The organism is Rhizobium sp. WSM4643 (assembly GCF_025152745.1).
Classification (GTDB): domain Bacteria; phylum Pseudomonadota; class Alphaproteobacteria; order Rhizobiales; family Rhizobiaceae; genus Rhizobium; species Rhizobium leguminosarum_I.
Genome location: NZ_CP104042.1, coordinates 461,030 through 478,746, shown reverse-complemented (window position 1 = coordinate 478,746; position 17,717 = coordinate 461,030). Strand labels below are relative to the sequence as shown.

The following is a 17,717-nucleotide window of genomic DNA, read 5'->3' as shown; positions in this document are numbered from 1 at the left end:
TTGCCAAGGTACGCCCGACTGACGGGCATTTTCATTCCACAGGTGGAAGGCGGATCCCGTCCGCGGCTTGTTGCTCTGGGCCGGAATTCCAAAAGCCGTAGGCAGCGGGTGTTCGAGCGATTTACGCGAGGCGGCCGGCTGTTAAGACGCGCTTCCTCTTAAGAGGCGCTTGTCTCCTTGAGGAACCGCATCCCTACACTGCGCCAAGTCCAGCAATCGTCCCGCAACTCTACGCATTTCGCTTCTAGCCGAAGCGAAGACTGTAGACATTCTCATTCTAGATTTCATGTTCAATCAGCGCGATCTAGTCACCGAACTCGCTCCATCGGCACTGCGTCGATCTGAATGCAATTGTTACAGTGTGGCCAGACGTGCCGAGTCTGGTTCCGTGGCATCTTATAGAGCTGTTGGGCGCGGTAAACGGGGCGTCGGTAAGGCATCAGTCCCTGATGAATTCGCAACCTCGGTTTCGGCCCCTCAAGCAGCCTGATGCTGGGGCGGCAAGCGACCATAAGATCCATTGGGATGCGAACTGTTTGTGCCACCTGGTGTGCCGTCGTCGGACAGCGGGCGCGTTCGACATCTACGCTCAACGCCCATCCACCTCAAACCTGTTGTGCACCCCTTCAGGCGGCCGCTCCTTTTCAAGATCCTCTAAAAGCGCGAGGACGTCTTCACGATCTTGGTCGACATGTGGCGGAGCGCGATCCAAGCGTACCGGTGTCACCGACATATTGAGAGGGTTGCCCAGAAGCCTTAGCGGCTGCGCGTCGTTCGTTTCCATTTCTACGACCATCTCGCGCGCCACCGTATGCGGATCTGAGAGCACCTGGTCGATCGTCGCTACCCGACCTGCGGGTATTTCGGCTGCGATGAGCCGCTGCTCCCAGTTCTCCGCCGTGTCGGCCCGCAGGGCATCGCTCACAAGCTGGTCCAGCGCGTCAATGTTGACGACCCTGTCGCGGTTGCGCGCGAAGCGCCCGTCGTTGATAAGTTCGGATGTGCCGATGGCCTGGCAGAAACGGGCGAATTGCTGATCGTTCCCGACCGCAATCGCGATATCTCCGTCGGCCGTTTTGAAGGTCTGATAGGGCGCAATGTTGGGATGCCGGTTGCCGATCCGCCCGGGTACCTTGCCGGAGACCAGATGGTTCGTCGCCGCATTGATTAACCACGCAACCTGCGCGTCGTAGAGCGCGAGATCAATGTACTGGCCCTCGCCGGTCCGGTCACGGTGCCGCAGCGCAGCTAAGATGCCGACGGTCGCATACATGCCGCACATGACATCGGCGATCCCGAGACCGACCTTCACGGGGCGACCGCCGTTCGCGTCGCTATCACCGGTAATGCTCATGATCCCGCCCATTGCCTGGATCAGGAAATCATAGCCGGTGCGGTCGGCATAAGGCCCCGTCTGGCCGAAGCCGGAGATCGCGCACCAGACGATATCCGGCTTGACCTTCTTAATATCGTCGTAGCTGAGGCCGCGGCGGGCGAGATCGCCCGGCTTGTAGTTTTCGACGACGACATCGGAAATTGCTGCCAGGCGTTTGACAAGGGTCGCCCCCTCGTCGCTCGCAAGATCGATAGCGATCGATCGCTTGTTGCGGTTGGCCGAAAGGAAATAGGCGCTGAGATCGCTGTCGCTCCCGTCGGCGCTCGGGACGAAGGGTGGGCCCCAGCTGCGGGTATCGTCGCCGGCGCCCGGCCGTTCGGCCTTGATGACGTCAGCACCGAGATCAGCAAGAAGCTGCGTTGCCGTCGGCCCGGCAAGGATACGTGAAAGATCGAGAACGCGCAGACCCTCAAGGCTGGCGGCTTTCTGATGAGTGGACATCGATGCCTCACGATTTCCAAGGTGACGTTTTGAACCAGCGAACGAGATAGGCGGTACCAATTAAGGTCGCGAACCCGAAGAGGTTGCCGATCACCTCCGCGCCTGTCGTGCGGCCGGCATGATCGAGCGCGATGCCGATCGGCTGGGCGATGACCATGCCGGTGATGAAGACCGCGAGCGATTGCTGGCCCACGACCGTCAGGATCCGGACGAGCGGGCCGCGTAGCCGTGAGCCATTTTCGCCGACGAGATGGACGGCGATGTAGCAGAGCGCCATGAAATGAACGAAGCGCAAGATGCCGAAATCGCTTTTGTCGGTCAGCGGAGCGATCCGCGCGGCGGCCATCTCGAAGAAGGGGTGAATCTCCTGGAAACGAACCCATGCAAAGGGCACCGTCACGATGACCACAAGAATCGCCAACGCCATAAGGCGGCGGTCATAGCCGGGCGCCGACAGGTGACCGCGCATCAGGAAAAAGCCGGTAAAGAACAGAAACTGCCAGCCAAATGGGTCGAAGAACCAGGGGCGGTCCGACCATGGCTCGGCTGGCAGATGCGTCAGGTCAAACTGCGTAGCAAGCCACAGGACGGTCATCAGGAATATCGGCAGGGCGTGGTGCAGTTTCGACGCCAAGATCATCACCGGCATCAGCGCCAGGATGACGACGTACATCGGCAGGATGTCGAAATAATTCGGCACATAGGTCAACGTCAGCAATCCTCCCAGCAGGTGGCCGGGATCCTTCATGAACGGTACGAGGTTCAGGCTGTCGACATAGGTGACACCATCATAGCGCGTTCCGGCGACCACCATAATCGCTGAAACAACGATAAAGACCGCAATATGCGCCCAGAAGATCTGCCAGATGCGCTGCGCCACGCGGGCAATCAACGCAATGGCACCGCTGCGGTCATAGGTCGATCCGAATGCAATAGCCGAGGCCATGCCCGACTGAAACACGAACATCTCCGTGGCGTCGGAAAACCCGAAGCGGGCCGGAATCCAGAGCGCCCAGCCGTCGTCCGGTATATGGGCAAGCAAGATGATCAGCATGCCGACGCCACGAAAAAAGTCGAGTCGCGGATCACGAGCACGCTTGACCTTCGCGCCAGCCGGAGCTGTCGCCTGATCGGGATCAGAAGGCGCCGTCGTAGGCGCTGGCATCGAACCTGCAGGCAATGAGGCTGAAGCCTGGCCGACGGGCGGCACCCTCAAGCTCGGTACGGAAGTCATCGATTGTCTCCACATTCACACCATAGCCACCAAACCCTTTGGCGACGGCAGCAAAATCTGTTTCACCCAGAGCGACGCCCGCTGGAGCGAGGCCGGCGGATGCCTGTTTCATCGCGATCAGCGCGAGGCTGCGGTCCTGAAACAGGACGATGGTTAGCGGCAGGCCTAGATCGCGAAGGGTTGCAAGCTCGCCGATGCCCATCTCCAGGCCACCATCACCCATTACGGCGAAAACCCGTCGTGCGGGATCTGCCACCTTGGCACCGATAGCCAGCGGCAATGCTGCATTCATCGTGCAGAAGCCGGCCGACTGCAGGAGCGACAGGGGCTTTAGTGCGCGCCATTTCTGCGAGAGAAGAATGCGGTGGGCGCCGCTGTCGACCGTGACCAGACCGTCGGTCCCGGCTGCTTCATTCAGGTCATCCACAATGGCGTGCGGCCCCCATGCGTCCCTGGTCGAAAAGACGCGATCGAGTTCGGCTTTCGCGGCAGCCGGCTCACCCGTTGCCCAGCTCTTGCGCTCGACGAGTGAGCCGTTGAGCGCTTGTAATATACTTTTGGTGTCTGCCGAGATCCATGTGCCGGCGTGATGCATGGCATGATCGACAAGAGCCCCGGAAATGTCGACGAGCTTCGTCTGGTCGGTCACGAAATCCAGCCAGCCGAGCCGCATTTCGATCGGGTCGTAGCCGAAGGCAAGCACAAGATCCGCGTTCTCGATCAGAGGAAGAAGGATTTTGTCCGCAAGCGGCGATAGGCCGGCGGCGCCAAGAGACAGGGGGTGGTCCTCGGGAATGATGCCCTTCGCCTTATAAGTTGTGATAACAGGCGCTCCGATGGTCTCGGCCAAATGTCGCAGGGCAGGGCCGGCCTGATTGCGTGCAGTTTCAAGACCGACAAGGAGTAAAGGCCGCTCAGCTGCGCGAATTCGCTCAGCAAGGAGGCGAACGCCGGGATCCGTGACGGAGGCAGGGGTGATAAACCGCTTTGGCGCTTTGGGAATGAATGCGCTTGGGCTCAAGCTTGCGGCAACGGCGGGCGAAAGATCCAGATGCACCGGTCCCATGGGCTCCGACGTTGCGATTGCCAGGGCGCGCGCCACAGTGGAGGCCGCACTTTCCGGCTCCACTTCAAAAGAAGCCTTGACGAGTGGGCGCAGGAGTTGGGCGTGGTCGATCACCTGATGCGTATAGCGAGCCCGGGTGGCACGATCGACGATGCCAGAGACAACGATCAGGGGAACACGCTCCTGAACGGAGTCAGCAATTCCGTTGACTGCATTGGCAAGTCCCGGGCCGACCGTTGTCACCAGAAGTTCGGGGTTGCCACTAATGGTGCTGGCGCCGGCTGCCATGATGGCAGCAGACGTCTCGTGGCGCGTGAGGTTGAAGGTTATTCCCGCGGCCTGCAAAGCATCGATCAGTGTGACAACCTCACCACCAGGCACACCAAAGGCATGACGCACTTTGTGTATCCGAAGGGTTTTGGCAACGATATCGGCAACGCGATCCGGGCTTCTGGATTGAGGCATTACAAACGAGCCACCTTGTAGAGGTTATTCAAAAACGAGAAACCTGCCCGGCGGATGGTATGACCGGGCAGGTCTCCTCCACGACACCTTCAGCGTTCCGCCAACCGGACGACGAATGCGACGACGGTGCCGAACAGAATATGACCGATGAGCGAGGCCCAGGTCAGGGTGATGAAGCCGAGAAATGGCGGCAACCCGGCGAAAAGATGGGCCATCACGTAAAGAGCGAAGACCCACAGGCCTGTTCCAAACCCGATACCAGTGAGGACCAGCGGCAGGTTCGGAAAGATCAGTCGCTGCAACGGCCGGGCGACGAACAGATAGCCGATCGGATAGAAGATAATGCCGACGATGGCGTGAATTGCTTCGGCGGCGAGTAGGTTGTTAAAGCCGAAGACTGATTGTACGAGAGCTGCAGGCTCCAGCGGTCCCCCGGCAAAAAGCGGAGTGATGACACGCGCCCAGATCTCCCAGGTGATGTCCGCTGCGAGGCCCGCCAGCACGATCGTGCGCGCCAGGCTCGGCTGGATCTCCGGGAAAATTGCTGGCTTTTGCATTTCCATCATAGTCATGACATTTCTCCTTTTTGCGGGAAGTTTTCAGGCCGAAAGGCTGACGCCGACGGACTGCTCGATGGACTGAAAGAGGCGATCGTCTGCCTTTAGGCGTTGGCGGATCTGGCCGATGCGCGACACCGCAGCATTGTCGCCGCTGCGTCCGACGGCCTTGGCCAGGGCGAGCACGAAAAAGTCACGCTGGGCGTTGCTGCCGCCGATCTTCGGCAGGTTTGCGACCATGCGGTCGATCATTCGCTGGTCGGCGGGCGCATCGAGCCCGGCCAATACGCGCGCCATCGGTACGCCGATTTCGGCTGCCACGCGCGCCTGATCATCGATGTCAAGTGCTTTGGCATCGATCTGAGCGACGAGTTCTGCGACGCCGTTGCGATCATCAATCGCAACCATGGCCGCAAGGTTGTGCAGAGCCGCGAAGATCAGCGTTGTATCCGCTTTGCGCCGATTGGCGATTTCAGCGGCATCCATCCAGCGGCCACCAACATGGATCCCGGATTGCTGCATGCGCCAGAGAAGCGAAACGGCGTTGGCCATGTCGCGGAAATCGTCGGTCTGCTGAGGCCGTACCTCGTCATCATAGATTTGCAGGACACGATCATGATCACCGCGCTCCAGATGCAGGAGAGCCAGATGCCAGGCCATGTGGAACGAGAAGTTGTTGCAGCGCGACCAGGCCTTCCGGCTTCCTTCGAGCCAATCGATGCCCTCTTTCGTGTCGCCACGCATCTCGAAGACATGGGAGACCGCATGAAGCCCCCAGGAATCGTCCGGCTGCAGCGCCACGGCGCGTTGCCCGACGTCGAGCGCCTCCTGATAACGGCCATGTTCTTCCAGTGAGAAGGCATGGCAGCCGAGAATAAAGCCGGCGCCACTGCTTTTGAGGTCGAGGCTCCCGACTGCTCTCGTGCTCGCGCTTAACATGCCGCCAGCATCGCCCAGCATGAAGCGCAGGGCTTGCGAGATCTTGAACGGCAGGAAAACAGTTGGGCGATCTTCGAAACCGTAGTCGAGGAGGTCCGCAGCCCGGGAGAAGGAGCCGTCGACAGCGGCCTCAAGCGCCTTGACGAGAAGGCGCTCATCACCCGTTCCGCCGCTTCTCGCGGCCAATGCCACGCGCGCATCTTTCAACGCGTCAGCGGCAGGCGTCACCGTTTCCGAGCGCGCCAGGATCAGGTTCGCAAAGCCCTTCAATGCGTGACCGGCAACGTGATGCGGATCGGCCGCAATCGTCATCTGCAGCGCTGGACCTGTGTTCGGGCGATGGGTCGCCACACCCAAGACTGCGCCCTCGAATGCTCGTTGCGCGTCGTTGCTGTCCGTGCTCGTCACAAGACCATATGCATCGCGTTTCATCTACTTTGCTCCTTGGCGAGAGACCTTCATGTCGATGGCTCCGATCTGAAATTCGGGTGTGACAAAGGCCTGTACGGTTGCGCGGCCGGGTTCGTTACAGCGGGCCGAATAGATTTTTTCGCTGACGCGGCAAATTTCGCACGTTGCACGATGAGACTAGAAAAGTTTTAAAACATCTGTAACAAAATGCTGATGCGATCCGTATGGCGCGGCGGACACAATGTTGATCAGCCGATTGGAAGGAATGTTGCCATGCATGCAGTATCGAGAAATGAGATGGTCGTGATGGTGACGGGCGCGGCCGGCAATCTCGGCGCCGCGGTCGTCAAAGAACTCGCGAGCAACGGCGCACGGGTCGTATCCGTCGAGCGCAATCTCGGCGCTGACATCGCGCCGGCAGGATGCTCAGACGGAGAGCTTCTGGAAATCGGAGGTATCGACTTGGCCGATCTTACGGCCTGTCAGGATGCGGTTCGCCGGACGCTGGACGCATTCGGGCGGATCGATGCGCTCGTCAACACGGTCGGCGGCTTCCGAACAGGCCCAGTGCAGGAATCAGGTTTTGACCAGTGGGACCAGATGTTTCAGATGAATGCGCGCACGGCCTATGCGATCAGCGCCGCTGTCTTGAAGCCGATGCAGGAAGTGACTTATGGCCGTATTGTCCACATTGCAGCGGCACCCGGATTGAAGGCTGGCGCCAACCAGGCAGCCTACGCCGCGTCGAAAGGGGCTGTCATTCGCCTGACCGAAGCGATCGCCGCCGAGAACCGCGACAAGCGCATCACCGCCAACTGCATCCTGCCCGGCACGATCGATACGCCACAAAATCGAGCGGCAATGCCGAACGCAAAGACAGGCAGCTGGGTTCAGCCAGCCGATATCGCCAAGCTTATCGGCTTTCTTATCTCGCCTGCTGGCGGCATCGTCACCGGCGCGGCGATTCCGGCGACAGGCCCTGTGTGAGGTACTCATGTTTGATCCGTCCGATCCCGTCGCTGCAGGGCTGATGCTATGGGCCGGCATAGGCCTGGCCGTCGCCATTGCCTTCCTGCTCTCCGGCTTCGACAGGGTCGATCCGGGCGCGCATGACGCCTATGCGGTACGGCCTCTCCTTATTCCTGGCCTCGTCCTCCTCTGGCCGATCGTCATCTGGCGCTGGGTAAGTCTTGCAAAGGAAGGGAAATAGCATGCAGCGCCGCCATCGTCGCGCCCATACCGCGATCTGGACTGGACTTGCAGTCGCGCTACCGCTGCTGCTTGCCATCATCTTTGCAAGCGCTCCGAAACTGCCGGCGGACGCGCCGGCAATCCGCCTCGACGGAAAGGCAGCTGGGGGAGGGCAACCGTGAGCGTATCCTACAAGCCGGTCATCTGGAACCGGAGCAAAATGATCTACGATGGCGTCCTGCTTGCCGGCATCGCGATCTATATCCTTATCTTTCTGAAGGTCGGCCCGGTGCTTTCGCCGGCGTTGCGCGATGTCGATCTTCCGACGCAACGGATGCGCGCCTTCGGTTCGCTGGCGCTGTTGATGCTCACGATCGTGCTGGCGATCGGACCGCTCGCGCGCATTGATACGCGCTTCATTCCGCTGCTTTACAACAGGCGCCATTTCGGTGTGATGACTGCCATCGTTGCCGCGACGCATGCCTATTATGTGCTTGGCTGGTATTTTTCCTATAGCCCGACGCCGCAGTTGACCGCCCTATTTACCAGCAATACCAGCTTCACAAGCGTCGCCGGCTTTCCCTTCGAGCTTTTCGGGGTTTTTGCGCTCATCATTCTGGCCGTTCTTGCGGTTACCAGTCACGATTTCTGGCTTTCTTTCCTGACGCCGCCCTTGTGGAAGGCGATCCACATGAGCGTCTATCTCGCTTATGCGTCAATCATCCTGCATGTGGCGCTGGGCGCCCTGCTGGATCGCCGTGACCTTGCGCTCGGGTTCCTCTCTCTCGGGGGGCTGACGTTGCTATGCGTGCTGCATCTTATGGCTGGGCGGCGAGAAACCGCATCAGACCATGCCGCTTCTGCCAAGGCGCCTGAGGAACCCTGGATCGTTGTCGGCGATCTCTCCGAGATTGCCGAGGGCAGGGCGATCATCGGGGCGTCTCCGGGCGGTGAGCGCATTGCCGTCTTCAGATCGAAGGGCGGCTTGTCGGCCGTCTCGAACGTCTGCTCGCACCAGAACGGCCCTATCGGGGAGGGCAAGGTGGTTCTGGGCTTCATCACCTGTCCGTGGCACGGCTATCAATATCGACCCGAAGATGGCTGCTCGCCGCCGCCGTTCCGGGAACGCATTCGCAAGTATCGGGTCCGGTTGCAGGGCTCGACAGTCGTTGTCGATCCTCAACCTCTGCCGTTGGGGACAAAGCTCGATCCTGTTGCAATCCCAGCCGAACTTCTTCCCCCCACCCCCAAGAAAGAGGGGACAGCCTGATGTTGAAACCCGCTGAACGTGGCTTCTTCGTTGGATATTTCAAAAAGGTGCCGACCGATGTCAGGGCGCTGATGATTGGCTTCATCGTGTTTTTCGTCGCTGGTATGGCCTCGGCCTCGGTGCTTCTGTCTCTCAATACCGACAGTCCCGGAGCGGGAAGTTATGCTGACGAACTTCACGGTGAACATCTGATCGGAACGATGGAAACCAGCCCTTATCCAGTCCTTCGTGTGCCGGCGACGGGGTCGAGACCTGCACGCGCCATCATGCTGGCAGGATCCGGCAAGTTCGGCGTCGACGACAGGGCGTTGCCTCTGGCGGGGAAAGCCGCGCAAGTGGGTGGTGTCTTCGTCAAGCGCGGAGACCTGGAAATGCTGCTGATCGGGGGAGGGGACGATCTAAAGGCTGCCGAACCGCAGGCGGTCGCCTTGCCGAATCCATCCCCGTCGGAAAGCCTTGGCAGGTGGCGGCTAACAGGCGAGATTTGCGATGGGAAGTGCGGCGGCGGGGCGATGAAGCCCGGCACCGGCCTTGCTCATAAGGCCTGCGCCAATCTCTGCATTAATGGCGGTGTCCCACCCGTCTTCGTTTCGACCGCGCCGGTCGAGGGCCACATTTTCTTTTTGCTCTCCTCTGCGAACGGCGGGCCTATGCCGGCTCGCCTTCTCGACAAGACGGGCGCGCCCATTGTCCTGGAGGGTACGATCGAGAGACGCGACGATTTGCTGATCTTCAAAGTGGATGGATTTGCCGATGGAGCGGGCGCGTGAGCAATGAAGGCAATACAGACCCAAAGCACCATTTCATCGGACTTGCCGCCACAGTCCTTTCGGTTGGTCTGATCGTGTTGTTATGGAGCTATGGTCTGGATTATCTTAACGGCACACCGTTCGAAGAATTGCGGTATGTGATCTTCGCGGTCGTTGTTGTCGGGCTGCTTTCCGGCCTGCAAAGCATCTTCTCCCGACTCGCGCATTGAGCAGCCGATCCCAGTGACAGGTCCCCGGCAGGCCATGGCAATGCCCGCGTGATGCTGGGATTGGTCGCCGGCATTTGTGCCCCCTGATGTAACAATATCGCCGATTTGCACGAAATTGATGTGAGGATCGCAAAACAGCCATCCTCGCCGCAGTCTACGTGGCGCGGCTGACGAAAAACACAGGAACGACTCATGGAAGACGCAATCCAACCGACGAAAGAATTGGACGAAGACCATATCCGCCATCGCGCCTATATGCTTTGGCTGGAGGACGGTCAGCCGGACGGCAAAGCCGAAGAGCACTGGCATCAGGCGCGTGCGGTTACGGAGGCAGATCGCGATATGTCCGCGCCTGCAGCAAAGCCTATCCGCAAAACAAAATGATAGAGTTAGATTTCAGGGCTGGATGGAGCCCTGATTTTCTCATCTTTTTCGGTAATGGGTCATGCACGCAAAACCACGATCGCTTCTGGATACGGTAGAGGGACAGCGCCTCCTCGAAACAGGCGGTGCATGGCGGCGGTGGGGACCGTTTCTTGCCGAACGTCAATGGGGAACGGTGCGCGAAGACTACAGCGCGGACGGTGACGCCTGGAATGCCTTTTTCTTTGAACATGCGCGGAGCCGTGCCTATCGCTGGGGCGAGGACGGGATTGGTGGGTTCTGCGACGAGGGCATGCGCTGGTGTCTGTCGCTGGCCCTTTGGAATGGCAGGGATGAAATTCTGAAGGAGCGGCTCTTCGGCCTCAACAATGAGCAGGGCAACCACGGAGAGGATGTCAAGGAGGTCTATCACTATGTGGATGCGACGCCGACGCACTCCTATCAGAAGATGGTCTACCGCTATCCGCAGGATGCGTTTCCTTACGACGAGTTGGTGCGCGTCAACGGCGAACGTTCGCGGTTCGAGCGGGAATACGAAATCGGCGATACAGGGGTGTTTGCAGATGATCGGTTTTTCGATGTGACCATCGAATATGCGAAAGCGGCGCCCGACGATATTCTCATGCGGGTCACCGTAAAGAATGCCGGCGCCGCGGCGGCCTCCATTCATCTGCTGCCGCAAGTCTGGGCCAGGAACACCTGGTCCTGGAAAGACGGAAGCGAGCGGCCCGTTCTCGAACGCACAGCCGACGGAGATGTACTGGCGCTGCGGACAGGAAAGAAGACCTGGCGGTGGAGCGTCGACCGGGAAGGCGAGCGACTGTTTTGCGAGAATGAAACCAATGCACCGCTGCTCTTCGGATCAGCTGGACTGGGACCGTTCAAGGACGGCGTCAATGACTATGTGGTCGATGGCAAGACGGACGCCGTGAGTGCTCGTGGCCGTGGCAGCAAAGCCGCAGCTCACATTCGTCTTGAGGTTCCTGCAGCCGCAAGCCTTGAAACCCGGCTGCGGTGGCGACCGGACGGCGTCGCGATGCAACCTTTCGCCGATTTCAACGCAATTTTCCGGCAGCGGATCGAAGAAGCGGATGAGTTTTACGGCGTCCTTCAAGGCGGAATCAAGAACCAGGATGCACGAAGGGTCCAGCGGCAGGCAATCGCCGGCATGTTGTGGTCGAAGCAAGTCTATTATTTTGATGTGCCCACTTGGCTGAATGGCGACCCGGCCCAACCCAAGCCGCCGACGGAGCGGCGTAGCGGTCGGAACGCCGACTGGCACCATCTCAACAACGCAGACGTCATCTCAATGCCGGACACCTGGGAGTATCCGTGGTATGCGGCCTGGGACCTCGCTTTTCATTGCGTGTCGCTGGCGCTTGTCGATTCCGCCTTTGCCAAGAACCAACTCATCCTGTTCACACGTGAGTGGTTCATGCATCCCAATGGACAGTTGCCGGCCTATGAGTGGGAGTTCGGCGACGTCAATCCGCCGGTTCATGCGTGGGCGGCTCTGAAGGTCTATCAGATGGACCGTGAGCGCATAGGTGTGGCCGACACGGATTTCCTGAAGCGGATTTTCCACAAGCTGATGCTGAATTTCACGTGGTGGGTCAACCGCAAGGACAACGACGGACGCAACATCTTTCAGGGTGGCTTCCTCGGCCTGGACAATATCAGCCCGTTCAACCGGTCGGAAGTTTTGCCTGAAGGCGCCTCCATCGATCAGGCCGACGGTACAGCCTGGATGGCCATGTATGCGTTGAACCTAATGCGCATTGCGCTTGAACTTGCGATGACCGATCCGGTCTACGAAGATATGGCGACGAAATTTTTCGAGCATTTTCTGTCGATCGCCGGTGCGATGGCAGACGTTGCGGGCAGTGGGCAGGGTCTCTGGAATGAAGCCGATGACTTCTTTTATGACGTCTTGCACAATGGCGATGGTCGGATTGAGCCGATACCCGCCAGATCAATGATCGGGCTCATTCCGATTTTTGCAGTGGAAGTGCTCGATCAGGCTGTGTTCGACAAGTTGCCGGAATTCTCCAAGCGGCTCCACTGGTTCTTAAAACATCGCCCGCAACTGGCCAATCTTGTTCCGCGCTGGACCGAACCTGGAGCAGGCGAACGATCACTGCTTTCGCTGCTTCACGGCGATCGGCTCAAAAAGCTTCTACGACGGATGCTCGACGAGCAGGAGTTCCTATCCGAATTCGGTGTTCGGTCGATGTCGAAAGTTCATCTCGAAGAGCCATGCAGCCTGAACTTTGCTGGCATGCAAGTAGACGCCGGGTACACCCCCGGAGAAGCGCAGACTGGCCTCTTTGGTGGCAACTCGAACTGGCGCGGCCCGATCTGGATGCCCGTCAATTTCCTTCTGATTGATTCCCTGCGAAAGTTTCACGCTTATTTTGGTGACGACTACCGCGTCGAGTGCCCGGTAGGTTCCGGTGTTATGTTCAATCTTGAAGAGGTCGCGCACGAACTGAGCAGACGACTGCAGAGCCTCTTCCTCAAGGACGAAAACGGGCGACGTCCCTCGGTAAAATCTGTGAGCAGCGTCGACGACCATGTGCTGTTCCACGAGTATTTCCACGGTGACACAGGCGAAGGTCTCGGGGCGTCACATCAGACAGGGTGGACCGGGCTTATCGCCAACCTTCTCGACGATGGCGGATAGCCTTCACGTCCCCTTCTTCCAGAGCGAACCGCTGCTGAGATCAAGGATCCTGCACCGTGGACGGTTGCCCTGACTTCTTTCAGCGCGTCTTCTTTCCTCGACAGCTTTATGCCCATGGTCATCATCGCTGCCGTATGGCCGACCGGCAGCTTCCAGCGGGCGTATGTGCGTATGCGGAGCTGGCCTATCGGGTCGTCAGTGTGACGTATGATTTCGCTTATTTAGGAGGATGGCTTGAAGCGTCTCTTAGTCTGTCGTCCTCAGCCTTTTTGAGGCTCGCTTTTCCTTGAGAGCAATTTTTTCCCGGTCGATGTAACAAGCCGGGTCGCGCGTGCGTATCGGCAGGGACAACCAGATTCTTTGCGGGAACGCTTTTTCATGACGATAGAAACCTCGGAACTCGCCTTGGCTGAGGCTCGGAAGTCTTTGAGCGAGGCCATGAAGTTTCATTCGCAAGGCAAGCTCGAAGATGCCGAAGAGCATTACCGCCGGGTGCTCGATTACCATTATCGGGTGTCAGACGTTCTACCGCTCCTTGCGGGGGTGGCAGCTCTCAGAGGGCGCCTCGAAGCAGCACTTATCTACTGGAACGACCTTCTGGCCATGAAACCGAACCATGTTGTCGGTCTTTTGGAGAAGGGTGGAATCCTGCTGAAGATTGGCGATGCCAAAGGAGCAGTCGAATGCTTCGAAAAGGCGCTCCATGCCTCGCCGCAAAATCCAGTGGCGCTTAACAATCTGGCGGTCGCTCTCGTTCAGGCAAACCGACAGAACGAAGCGCTGGAGGCCTTTCGCACATTGGCGAGCATTCAGCCCGAAAATGTGCTGGCGCAACATCAGATTCGTCGCCTGACGACGAGGATCGTTCCCTTCTGGCACATACCGATGTTGAATGACGTCCGACGCAACGATGCCTTTGAGGCAGCAATCGCCAAGGTCGTTCGAGAGCGTGGTACGGCTGCGCCCGTTCTCGATATCGGAGCAGGCAGCGGGTTGCTCTCGATGATGGCAGCGAGGGCGGGCGCGACAAACATCGTCACCTGCGAAGCGGTTCCTCTCATCGCCGAAACTGCCGGTCGGATTGTCACGCGGAATGGATTTGGCAATAGCGTCACCGTTGTCAACAAAATGTCGACCGAGCTTGCCGTCGGCCTGGATCTGGAAACACGGGCCGATATCCTGGTGTCGGAGATCCTCTCAAGCGACCTTCTTGCAGAGGACGTTCTCAATACCTTCGAGGATGCCCATGCGCGCTTGTTGAACGAGGGAGCGACGGTCATTCCGCGGTCGGCAACGGCGGTTGGTTGTGTTGTCGAGAGTGAGGTCTTGAGTAAATACGCATTTGTGGATGACGTGTCGGGGTTCGACGTCTCGGAATTCGCGCCGCTTGCCGCCAATCGATTGCCCATACACGGCACAATGACTGATTGGAAGCGATTGTCACCGGACATCGAATTGCAGACGATCGACCTTACGCGCGCGAAGCACAGAGAGGAGATTCGCGTCATCGAAATTCCTGTAATCTCCGATGGCATCGCAGCGGGTATCGTGCAGTGGATGAAGATCGATCTTGCTGATGGCATCGAGTTCGAAAATCATCCAGACGATTATTCTGACGGTGGGTGGCTGCAGGTCCTGCACCCATTTGCCAAGCCTGTCGCGGTCAAGGCAGGGTCGCTGTTAAGGATCGTCGCCGGCCACGACCGCAGCAGTCTTATCTTGATGGCCGCGCCTCTTGCGAGTTGAGCGGCGGGCAGAGATCTTCGAACTTCGAAAAGGAGACAGAGGTGAACCAGAACTTCAAGGCCTTCGTCTTCGACGCCTACGGCACGCTTTATGACGTCCGATCTGTCGAAGCGACGGTGGAGGCGACGTTTCCAGGCAAAGGAAGCCTAATCACCAGCGTCTGGCGAATGAAGCAGCTCGAATATTCGTGGCTGGTGACGCTGATGGAGCGATATGAGGACTTCTGGTCGCTGACGTTGCGGTCTCTCGACTATACGCTTCGTTCGCTTGGTTTAAGCGCTCATAGCCGATTGGTTCAGGATCTTTCTGCTGCCTATCTCGATCTCAAGCCTTACGACGACGCCCCATCTTGCCTTGAGCGGCTTCAGCCCCGTCGACGGGCGATTCTTTCGAATGGGAGCCAATCGATGCTGTCCAGTCTGACTGCAAACTCAGGCCTGCATCAGCTTCTCGACAATATTTTAAGTGTCGATTCGGCGCGGGTCTACAAGCCCGCTCCAAATGCCTACAGGCTGGTGGAGGAGGAGTTGAGCATGTTGCGCGATGAGGTCGTCTTCGTGTCCTCCAATGGATTTGATATCTGCGGCGCGAAGAGCTTCGGCTTCACCGTCGTTCGGGTGGCGCGCTTCGATGTCGAGAACATCACGGAGCAAGTGGCCCGCTCAGGAATGGACGAGCGCGTTCTTTACGGCCTTATGCGCGGCAATGCCGAAGGGTTAGATTATCCAGCAGATTTTACCGTTCGTTCGCTGTCGGAGATCCCCGACCTCTTTAGCGATCAGGAACGCGAACGCTGATGTATCTCTACGTCAAGGCGCTTCACGTCTTTGCTGTCGTCACCCTGATCGCAGGCATGCTGGTAATGGCATTGTCTTTGCGGATCGCGATAGCTGCACCGGACAGAATGGACGTCCGTCGTATCGGCCAATCCGTCCTGCGTTGGGATGGCCTGGTCACGACACCTGCGCTTGCGACCGTGTGGGTGGCCGGCTTTACGATGGCCTTCGGTGCGGGTTGGGGCGGTTCACCCTGGCTGCTTCTGAAGATGGTCCCTGCAGTCCTTCTCAGCGGCCTGCACAGTCTCGAAGGCTTGGCGCTGAAAAGGTTGCTTCGAGAAGGAAAGCCTGTCCACCGGCTGTTCAAAGTCGCTCCGTCTGCCATCCTTGCGACATTCGCAATCATTGCATGGCTTGCAATCGTCAAACCCTTTTAAGCTGGCGAGCCGACAGACCAGACATAGTTGGCGCGGACGGAGCGTGATCGCAATCGGGGCCGGCAAGGCCATATCTTGCGCCTCAACCGCGTGGAAAGGCGCTGTTGAGAAAAGCCATGACATGCTTCCAGTTTTCGGCGGCCCCTTTCGGGTTCTCATCGGTGCGCAACGTCGCCGAGCCATGCACGCCGTGCTGCGGGATATATTGAACTGCTCTGTGGCCGGGCACGGCTTTTGCCAGCGCCTCACCGCTCGATATCTCACCGCCGTCGGGCGCCGATGTGATGAAAACGGGAATGGTGAGCTTTACCGCCTGCTTCTCGATCGAATAACCTTGGATGTATTCGGCAGGGGAGAAGGCGAGGAGCGCCTTTACCTCGGGATGGCGAGCAGCGGCAATGAACACGAGCGCTGAAGAATAGCTCGACCCCCAAACTGCGATCGGCCCGGACCTCTGCATGCTGCTATAGGCGATCGCAGCGTCAAGATCAGGAAGCGCGTCGGCGAAATCCGCACTACCTCTTGCGTTCGCAGCCGTCTCGTTGACGTCGCCCCAGAGTTCGCCGCCCGACCGTTGATCGATGGCCAACGTATTAAATCCGGCTTTGTTGAGGATAGGCGCAAGGGGCGCATACTCACTCTTGTTGGAACCTGCCATGTGAAACAGCAGAATGGTAGCGCGCGGCTGTCCTTCGGACCGGCGAAAGTCTCCATAAATCTTCACGCCATCCTTCGCGTCGAAGGAGACCGGTTCCGCAAGTGCCGGAATAGCCAAGGCCGGGCCGAGCGCTATAGGGGCGGCAAGGAACATGGATCGAAGCGGAATCATGATTTCTCCCATTACCGTTCGTTGTGGCCTTCCCAATACGCAAGAGAATGGTCCGCTGTTACATCGGTGCGGTCCTAAATCGGAAGCCAGCGTCCCACCGCTCTGGCGATCACATGGTCGTGAGGCTGTAACGATAATCATCGCGCGGGCGAATTTCCGCTGACCGCCCGGATTTTCCGGCGCGGCCTCGATCGGGAGTCGCATCATGAAATACCCAGGCAGGATTGGCCGCTTTATGCTTTTTTCGTCATTGGCAGCAGTTGCGGCCATGCCGGTGGCGGCGGCGGCGGACCGGCAGCTCACGGTCGTGGAACTGTTCACCAGCCAAGGCTGCTCGTCATGTCCGCCGGCAAACGCCAATCTCATCAAGATCAGCAACCGGAAGAACGTTCTCGCGCTGAGTTTCTCCGTGACCTATTGGGATTACCTGGGCTGGAAAGACACGTACGGGAAGCCGGAATTCACCGAGCGTCAGGTTGCCTATGAACCGGCCTTGAGACAGCCCGGTCCCTATACCCCCCAGATGGTCTTCAACGGCACGGCAACCGCCGTCGGGAACAGCCTTCCCGAAGTCGAATCCCTGCTGGCGCAAACGCCTTCGCTCAGGGGGCCAGCGCTGGCCTTTAGCAATGACCATATCGAAGTCGGCGCCAGCTCTACCACCGGGAACGCTGATGTCTGGCTGGTGCGCTACGATCCGCGGATCGAAGACGTGCCGGTTGCGCGAGGGGAAAACAGCGGCGCGACATTGCAGCACACACATGTCGTCCGGCGTCTGGCCCGGCTTGGCACCTGGGATGGGAGTAAAACCTCGTTTTCCGTGCCCCAGGCCGATAAGGACTTGAAGACAGCGGTACTGATACAGCGAGCAAATGGCGGGGCGATCCTCTCCGCCATCACCGACTGATCGAAA

At 58.9% G+C, this 17,717-nt stretch carries 18 protein-coding genes; 12 read left to right on the top strand and 6 right to left on the bottom strand.

Annotated features, from left to right (window positions below; translation table 11 throughout):
* Positions 1 to 589 precede the first annotated feature (589 nt).
* From N1937_RS29180 to N1937_RS29160, 5 genes are all read right to left on the bottom strand, one after another.
* On the bottom strand, positions 590 to 1,837 hold the full coding sequence (locus N1937_RS29180; protein ID WP_260059944.1) for a CaiB/BaiF CoA transferase family protein: 1,248 nt from the start codon (positions 1,835 to 1,837) through the stop codon (positions 590 to 592).
* Between the two features lie 7 nt (positions 1,838 to 1,844).
* The gene (locus N1937_RS29175; protein WP_260059943.1) at positions 1,845 to 3,002 is read right to left on the bottom strand and encodes an OpgC family protein; all 1,158 of its coding nucleotides are present in this window, start codon (positions 3,000 to 3,002) and stop codon (positions 1,845 to 1,847) included.
* Positions 2,974 to 4,602 (bottom strand): thiamine pyrophosphate-binding protein, encoded by a 1,629-nt coding sequence (locus tag N1937_RS29170; protein WP_260059942.1) that lies wholly within the window; start codon positions 4,600 to 4,602, stop codon positions 2,974 to 2,976. The genes N1937_RS29175 and N1937_RS29170 overlap by 29 nt, the downstream gene beginning before the upstream one ends.
* Positions 4,603 to 4,691: 89 nt before the next feature.
* Entirely contained in the window at positions 4,692 to 5,174 is a 483-nt protein-coding gene (locus tag N1937_RS29165) for a hypothetical protein (protein ID WP_260059941.1), read from the bottom strand.
* Positions 5,175 to 5,201: 27 nt separating this feature from the next.
* Complete coding sequence (locus N1937_RS29160; RefSeq protein WP_260059940.1) at positions 5,202 to 6,530, bottom strand: tetratricopeptide repeat protein; 1,329 nt, start codon at positions 6,528 to 6,530, stop codon at positions 5,202 to 5,204.
* Between the two features lie 252 nt (positions 6,531 to 6,782).
* Between N1937_RS29160 and N1937_RS29155 the strand changes: the two genes are divergently transcribed.
* The 11 genes from N1937_RS29155 (at position 6,783) to N1937_RS29105 (ending at position 15,975) form a co-directional block, all read left to right on the top strand.
* The gene (locus N1937_RS29155; RefSeq protein WP_260059939.1) at positions 6,783 to 7,496 is read left to right on the top strand and encodes an SDR family NAD(P)-dependent oxidoreductase; all 714 of its coding nucleotides are present in this window, start codon (positions 6,783 to 6,785) and stop codon (positions 7,494 to 7,496) included.
* A gap of 7 nt (positions 7,497 to 7,503) precedes the next feature.
* The gene (locus N1937_RS29150) at positions 7,504 to 7,719 is read left to right on the top strand and encodes a hypothetical protein (RefSeq protein WP_260059937.1); all 216 of its coding nucleotides are present in this window, start codon (positions 7,504 to 7,506) and stop codon (positions 7,717 to 7,719) included.
* 1 nt (position 7,720) lies between these two features.
* The gene (locus tag N1937_RS29145; RefSeq protein ID WP_260059936.1) at positions 7,721 to 7,882 is read left to right on the top strand and encodes a hypothetical protein; all 162 of its coding nucleotides are present in this window, start codon (positions 7,721 to 7,723) and stop codon (positions 7,880 to 7,882) included.
* A complete protein-coding gene (locus N1937_RS29140; protein WP_260059935.1) occupies positions 7,879 to 8,970 on the top strand; it encodes a Rieske 2Fe-2S domain-containing protein in 1,092 nt (363 codons plus the stop codon). The genes N1937_RS29145 and N1937_RS29140 overlap by 4 nt, the downstream gene beginning before the upstream one ends.
* On the top strand, positions 8,970 to 9,740 hold the full coding sequence (locus N1937_RS29135) for a hypothetical protein (protein ID WP_260059934.1): 771 nt from the start codon (positions 8,970 to 8,972) through the stop codon (positions 9,738 to 9,740). Before N1937_RS29140 ends, N1937_RS29135 begins: the two co-directional genes overlap by 1 nt.
* Positions 9,737 to 9,949 (top strand): hypothetical protein, encoded by a 213-nt coding sequence (locus tag N1937_RS29130; protein WP_260059933.1) that lies wholly within the window; start codon positions 9,737 to 9,739, stop codon positions 9,947 to 9,949. Before N1937_RS29135 ends, N1937_RS29130 begins: the two co-directional genes overlap by 4 nt.
* Before the next feature lie 192 nt (positions 9,950 to 10,141).
* A complete protein-coding gene (locus tag N1937_RS29125; protein WP_260059932.1) occupies positions 10,142 to 10,333 on the top strand; it encodes a DUF2934 domain-containing protein in 192 nt (63 codons plus the stop codon).
* A gap of 61 nt (positions 10,334 to 10,394) precedes the next feature.
* Positions 10,395 to 13,016, top strand: a complete 2,622-nt coding sequence (locus tag N1937_RS29120) for an MGH1-like glycoside hydrolase domain-containing protein (protein ID WP_260059930.1) — start codon at positions 10,395 to 10,397, stop codon at positions 13,014 to 13,016.
* Positions 13,017 to 13,394: 378 nt separating this feature from the next.
* On the top strand, positions 13,395 to 14,762 hold the full coding sequence (locus tag N1937_RS29115) for a tetratricopeptide repeat protein (protein WP_260059928.1): 1,368 nt from the start codon (positions 13,395 to 13,397) through the stop codon (positions 14,760 to 14,762).
* A 41-nt stretch (positions 14,763 to 14,803) separates the two neighbouring features.
* Entirely contained in the window at positions 14,804 to 15,559 is a 756-nt protein-coding gene (locus N1937_RS29110) for a haloacid dehalogenase type II (protein WP_260059926.1), read from the top strand.
* Positions 15,559 to 15,975: a CopD family protein gene (locus N1937_RS29105; RefSeq protein ID WP_260059925.1), complete on the top strand. Its 417-nt coding sequence runs from the start codon at positions 15,559 to 15,561 to the stop codon at positions 15,973 to 15,975. The genes N1937_RS29110 and N1937_RS29105 overlap by 1 nt, the downstream gene beginning before the upstream one ends.
* 82 nt (positions 15,976 to 16,057) lie before the next feature.
* Here the strand turns inward: N1937_RS29105 and N1937_RS29100 are convergent, their stop codons facing one another.
* Positions 16,058 to 17,011: an alpha/beta hydrolase gene (locus tag N1937_RS29100; protein ID WP_260059923.1), complete on the bottom strand. Its 954-nt coding sequence runs from the start codon at positions 17,009 to 17,011 to the stop codon at positions 16,058 to 16,060.
* Here N1937_RS29100 and N1937_RS29095 point away from each other — a divergent pair.
* Complete coding sequence (locus N1937_RS29095) at positions 17,010 to 17,711, top strand: DUF1223 domain-containing protein (protein WP_260059921.1); 702 nt, start codon at positions 17,010 to 17,012, stop codon at positions 17,709 to 17,711. The genes N1937_RS29100 and N1937_RS29095 overlap by 2 nt on opposite strands.
* Positions 17,712 to 17,717 lie beyond the last annotated feature (6 nt).

Coding starts and splice junctions, on each gene's coding strand:
- N1937_RS29180 (WP_260059944.1), bottom strand. CDS start 1,837: ATGTCCACTCATCAGAAAGCCGCCAGCCTTGAGGGTCTGCGCGTTCTC.
- N1937_RS29175 (WP_260059943.1), bottom strand. CDS start 3,002: ATGCCAGCGCCTACGACGGCGCCTTCTGATCCCGATCAGGCGACAGCT.
- N1937_RS29170 (WP_260059942.1), bottom strand. CDS start 4,602: ATGCCTCAATCCAGAAGCCCGGATCGCGTTGCCGATATCGTTGCCAAA.
- N1937_RS29165 (WP_260059941.1), bottom strand. CDS start 5,174: ATGACTATGATGGAAATGCAAAAGCCAGCAATTTTCCCGGAGATCCAG.
- N1937_RS29160 (WP_260059940.1), bottom strand. CDS start 6,530: ATGAAACGCGATGCATATGGTCTTGTGACGAGCACGGACAGCAACGAC.
- N1937_RS29155 (WP_260059939.1), top strand. CDS start 6,783: ATGCATGCAGTATCGAGAAATGAGATGGTCGTGATGGTGACGGGCGCG.
- N1937_RS29150 (WP_260059937.1), top strand. CDS start 7,504: ATGTTTGATCCGTCCGATCCCGTCGCTGCAGGGCTGATGCTATGGGCC.
- N1937_RS29145 (WP_260059936.1), top strand. CDS start 7,721: ATGCAGCGCCGCCATCGTCGCGCCCATACCGCGATCTGGACTGGACTT.
- N1937_RS29135 (WP_260059934.1), top strand. CDS start 8,970: ATGTTGAAACCCGCTGAACGTGGCTTCTTCGTTGGATATTTCAAAAAG.
- N1937_RS29125 (WP_260059932.1), top strand. CDS start 10,142: ATGGAAGACGCAATCCAACCGACGAAAGAATTGGACGAAGACCATATC.
- N1937_RS29120 (WP_260059930.1), top strand. CDS start 10,395: ATGCACGCAAAACCACGATCGCTTCTGGATACGGTAGAGGGACAGCGC.
- N1937_RS29115 (WP_260059928.1), top strand. CDS start 13,395: ATGACGATAGAAACCTCGGAACTCGCCTTGGCTGAGGCTCGGAAGTCT.
- N1937_RS29105 (WP_260059925.1), top strand. CDS start 15,559: ATGTATCTCTACGTCAAGGCGCTTCACGTCTTTGCTGTCGTCACCCTG.
- N1937_RS29095 (WP_260059921.1), top strand. CDS start 17,010: ATGAAATACCCAGGCAGGATTGGCCGCTTTATGCTTTTTTCGTCATTG.
- N1937_RS29100 (WP_260059923.1), bottom strand. CDS start 17,011: ATGATGCGACTCCCGATCGAGGCCGCGCCGGAAAATCCGGGCGGTCAG.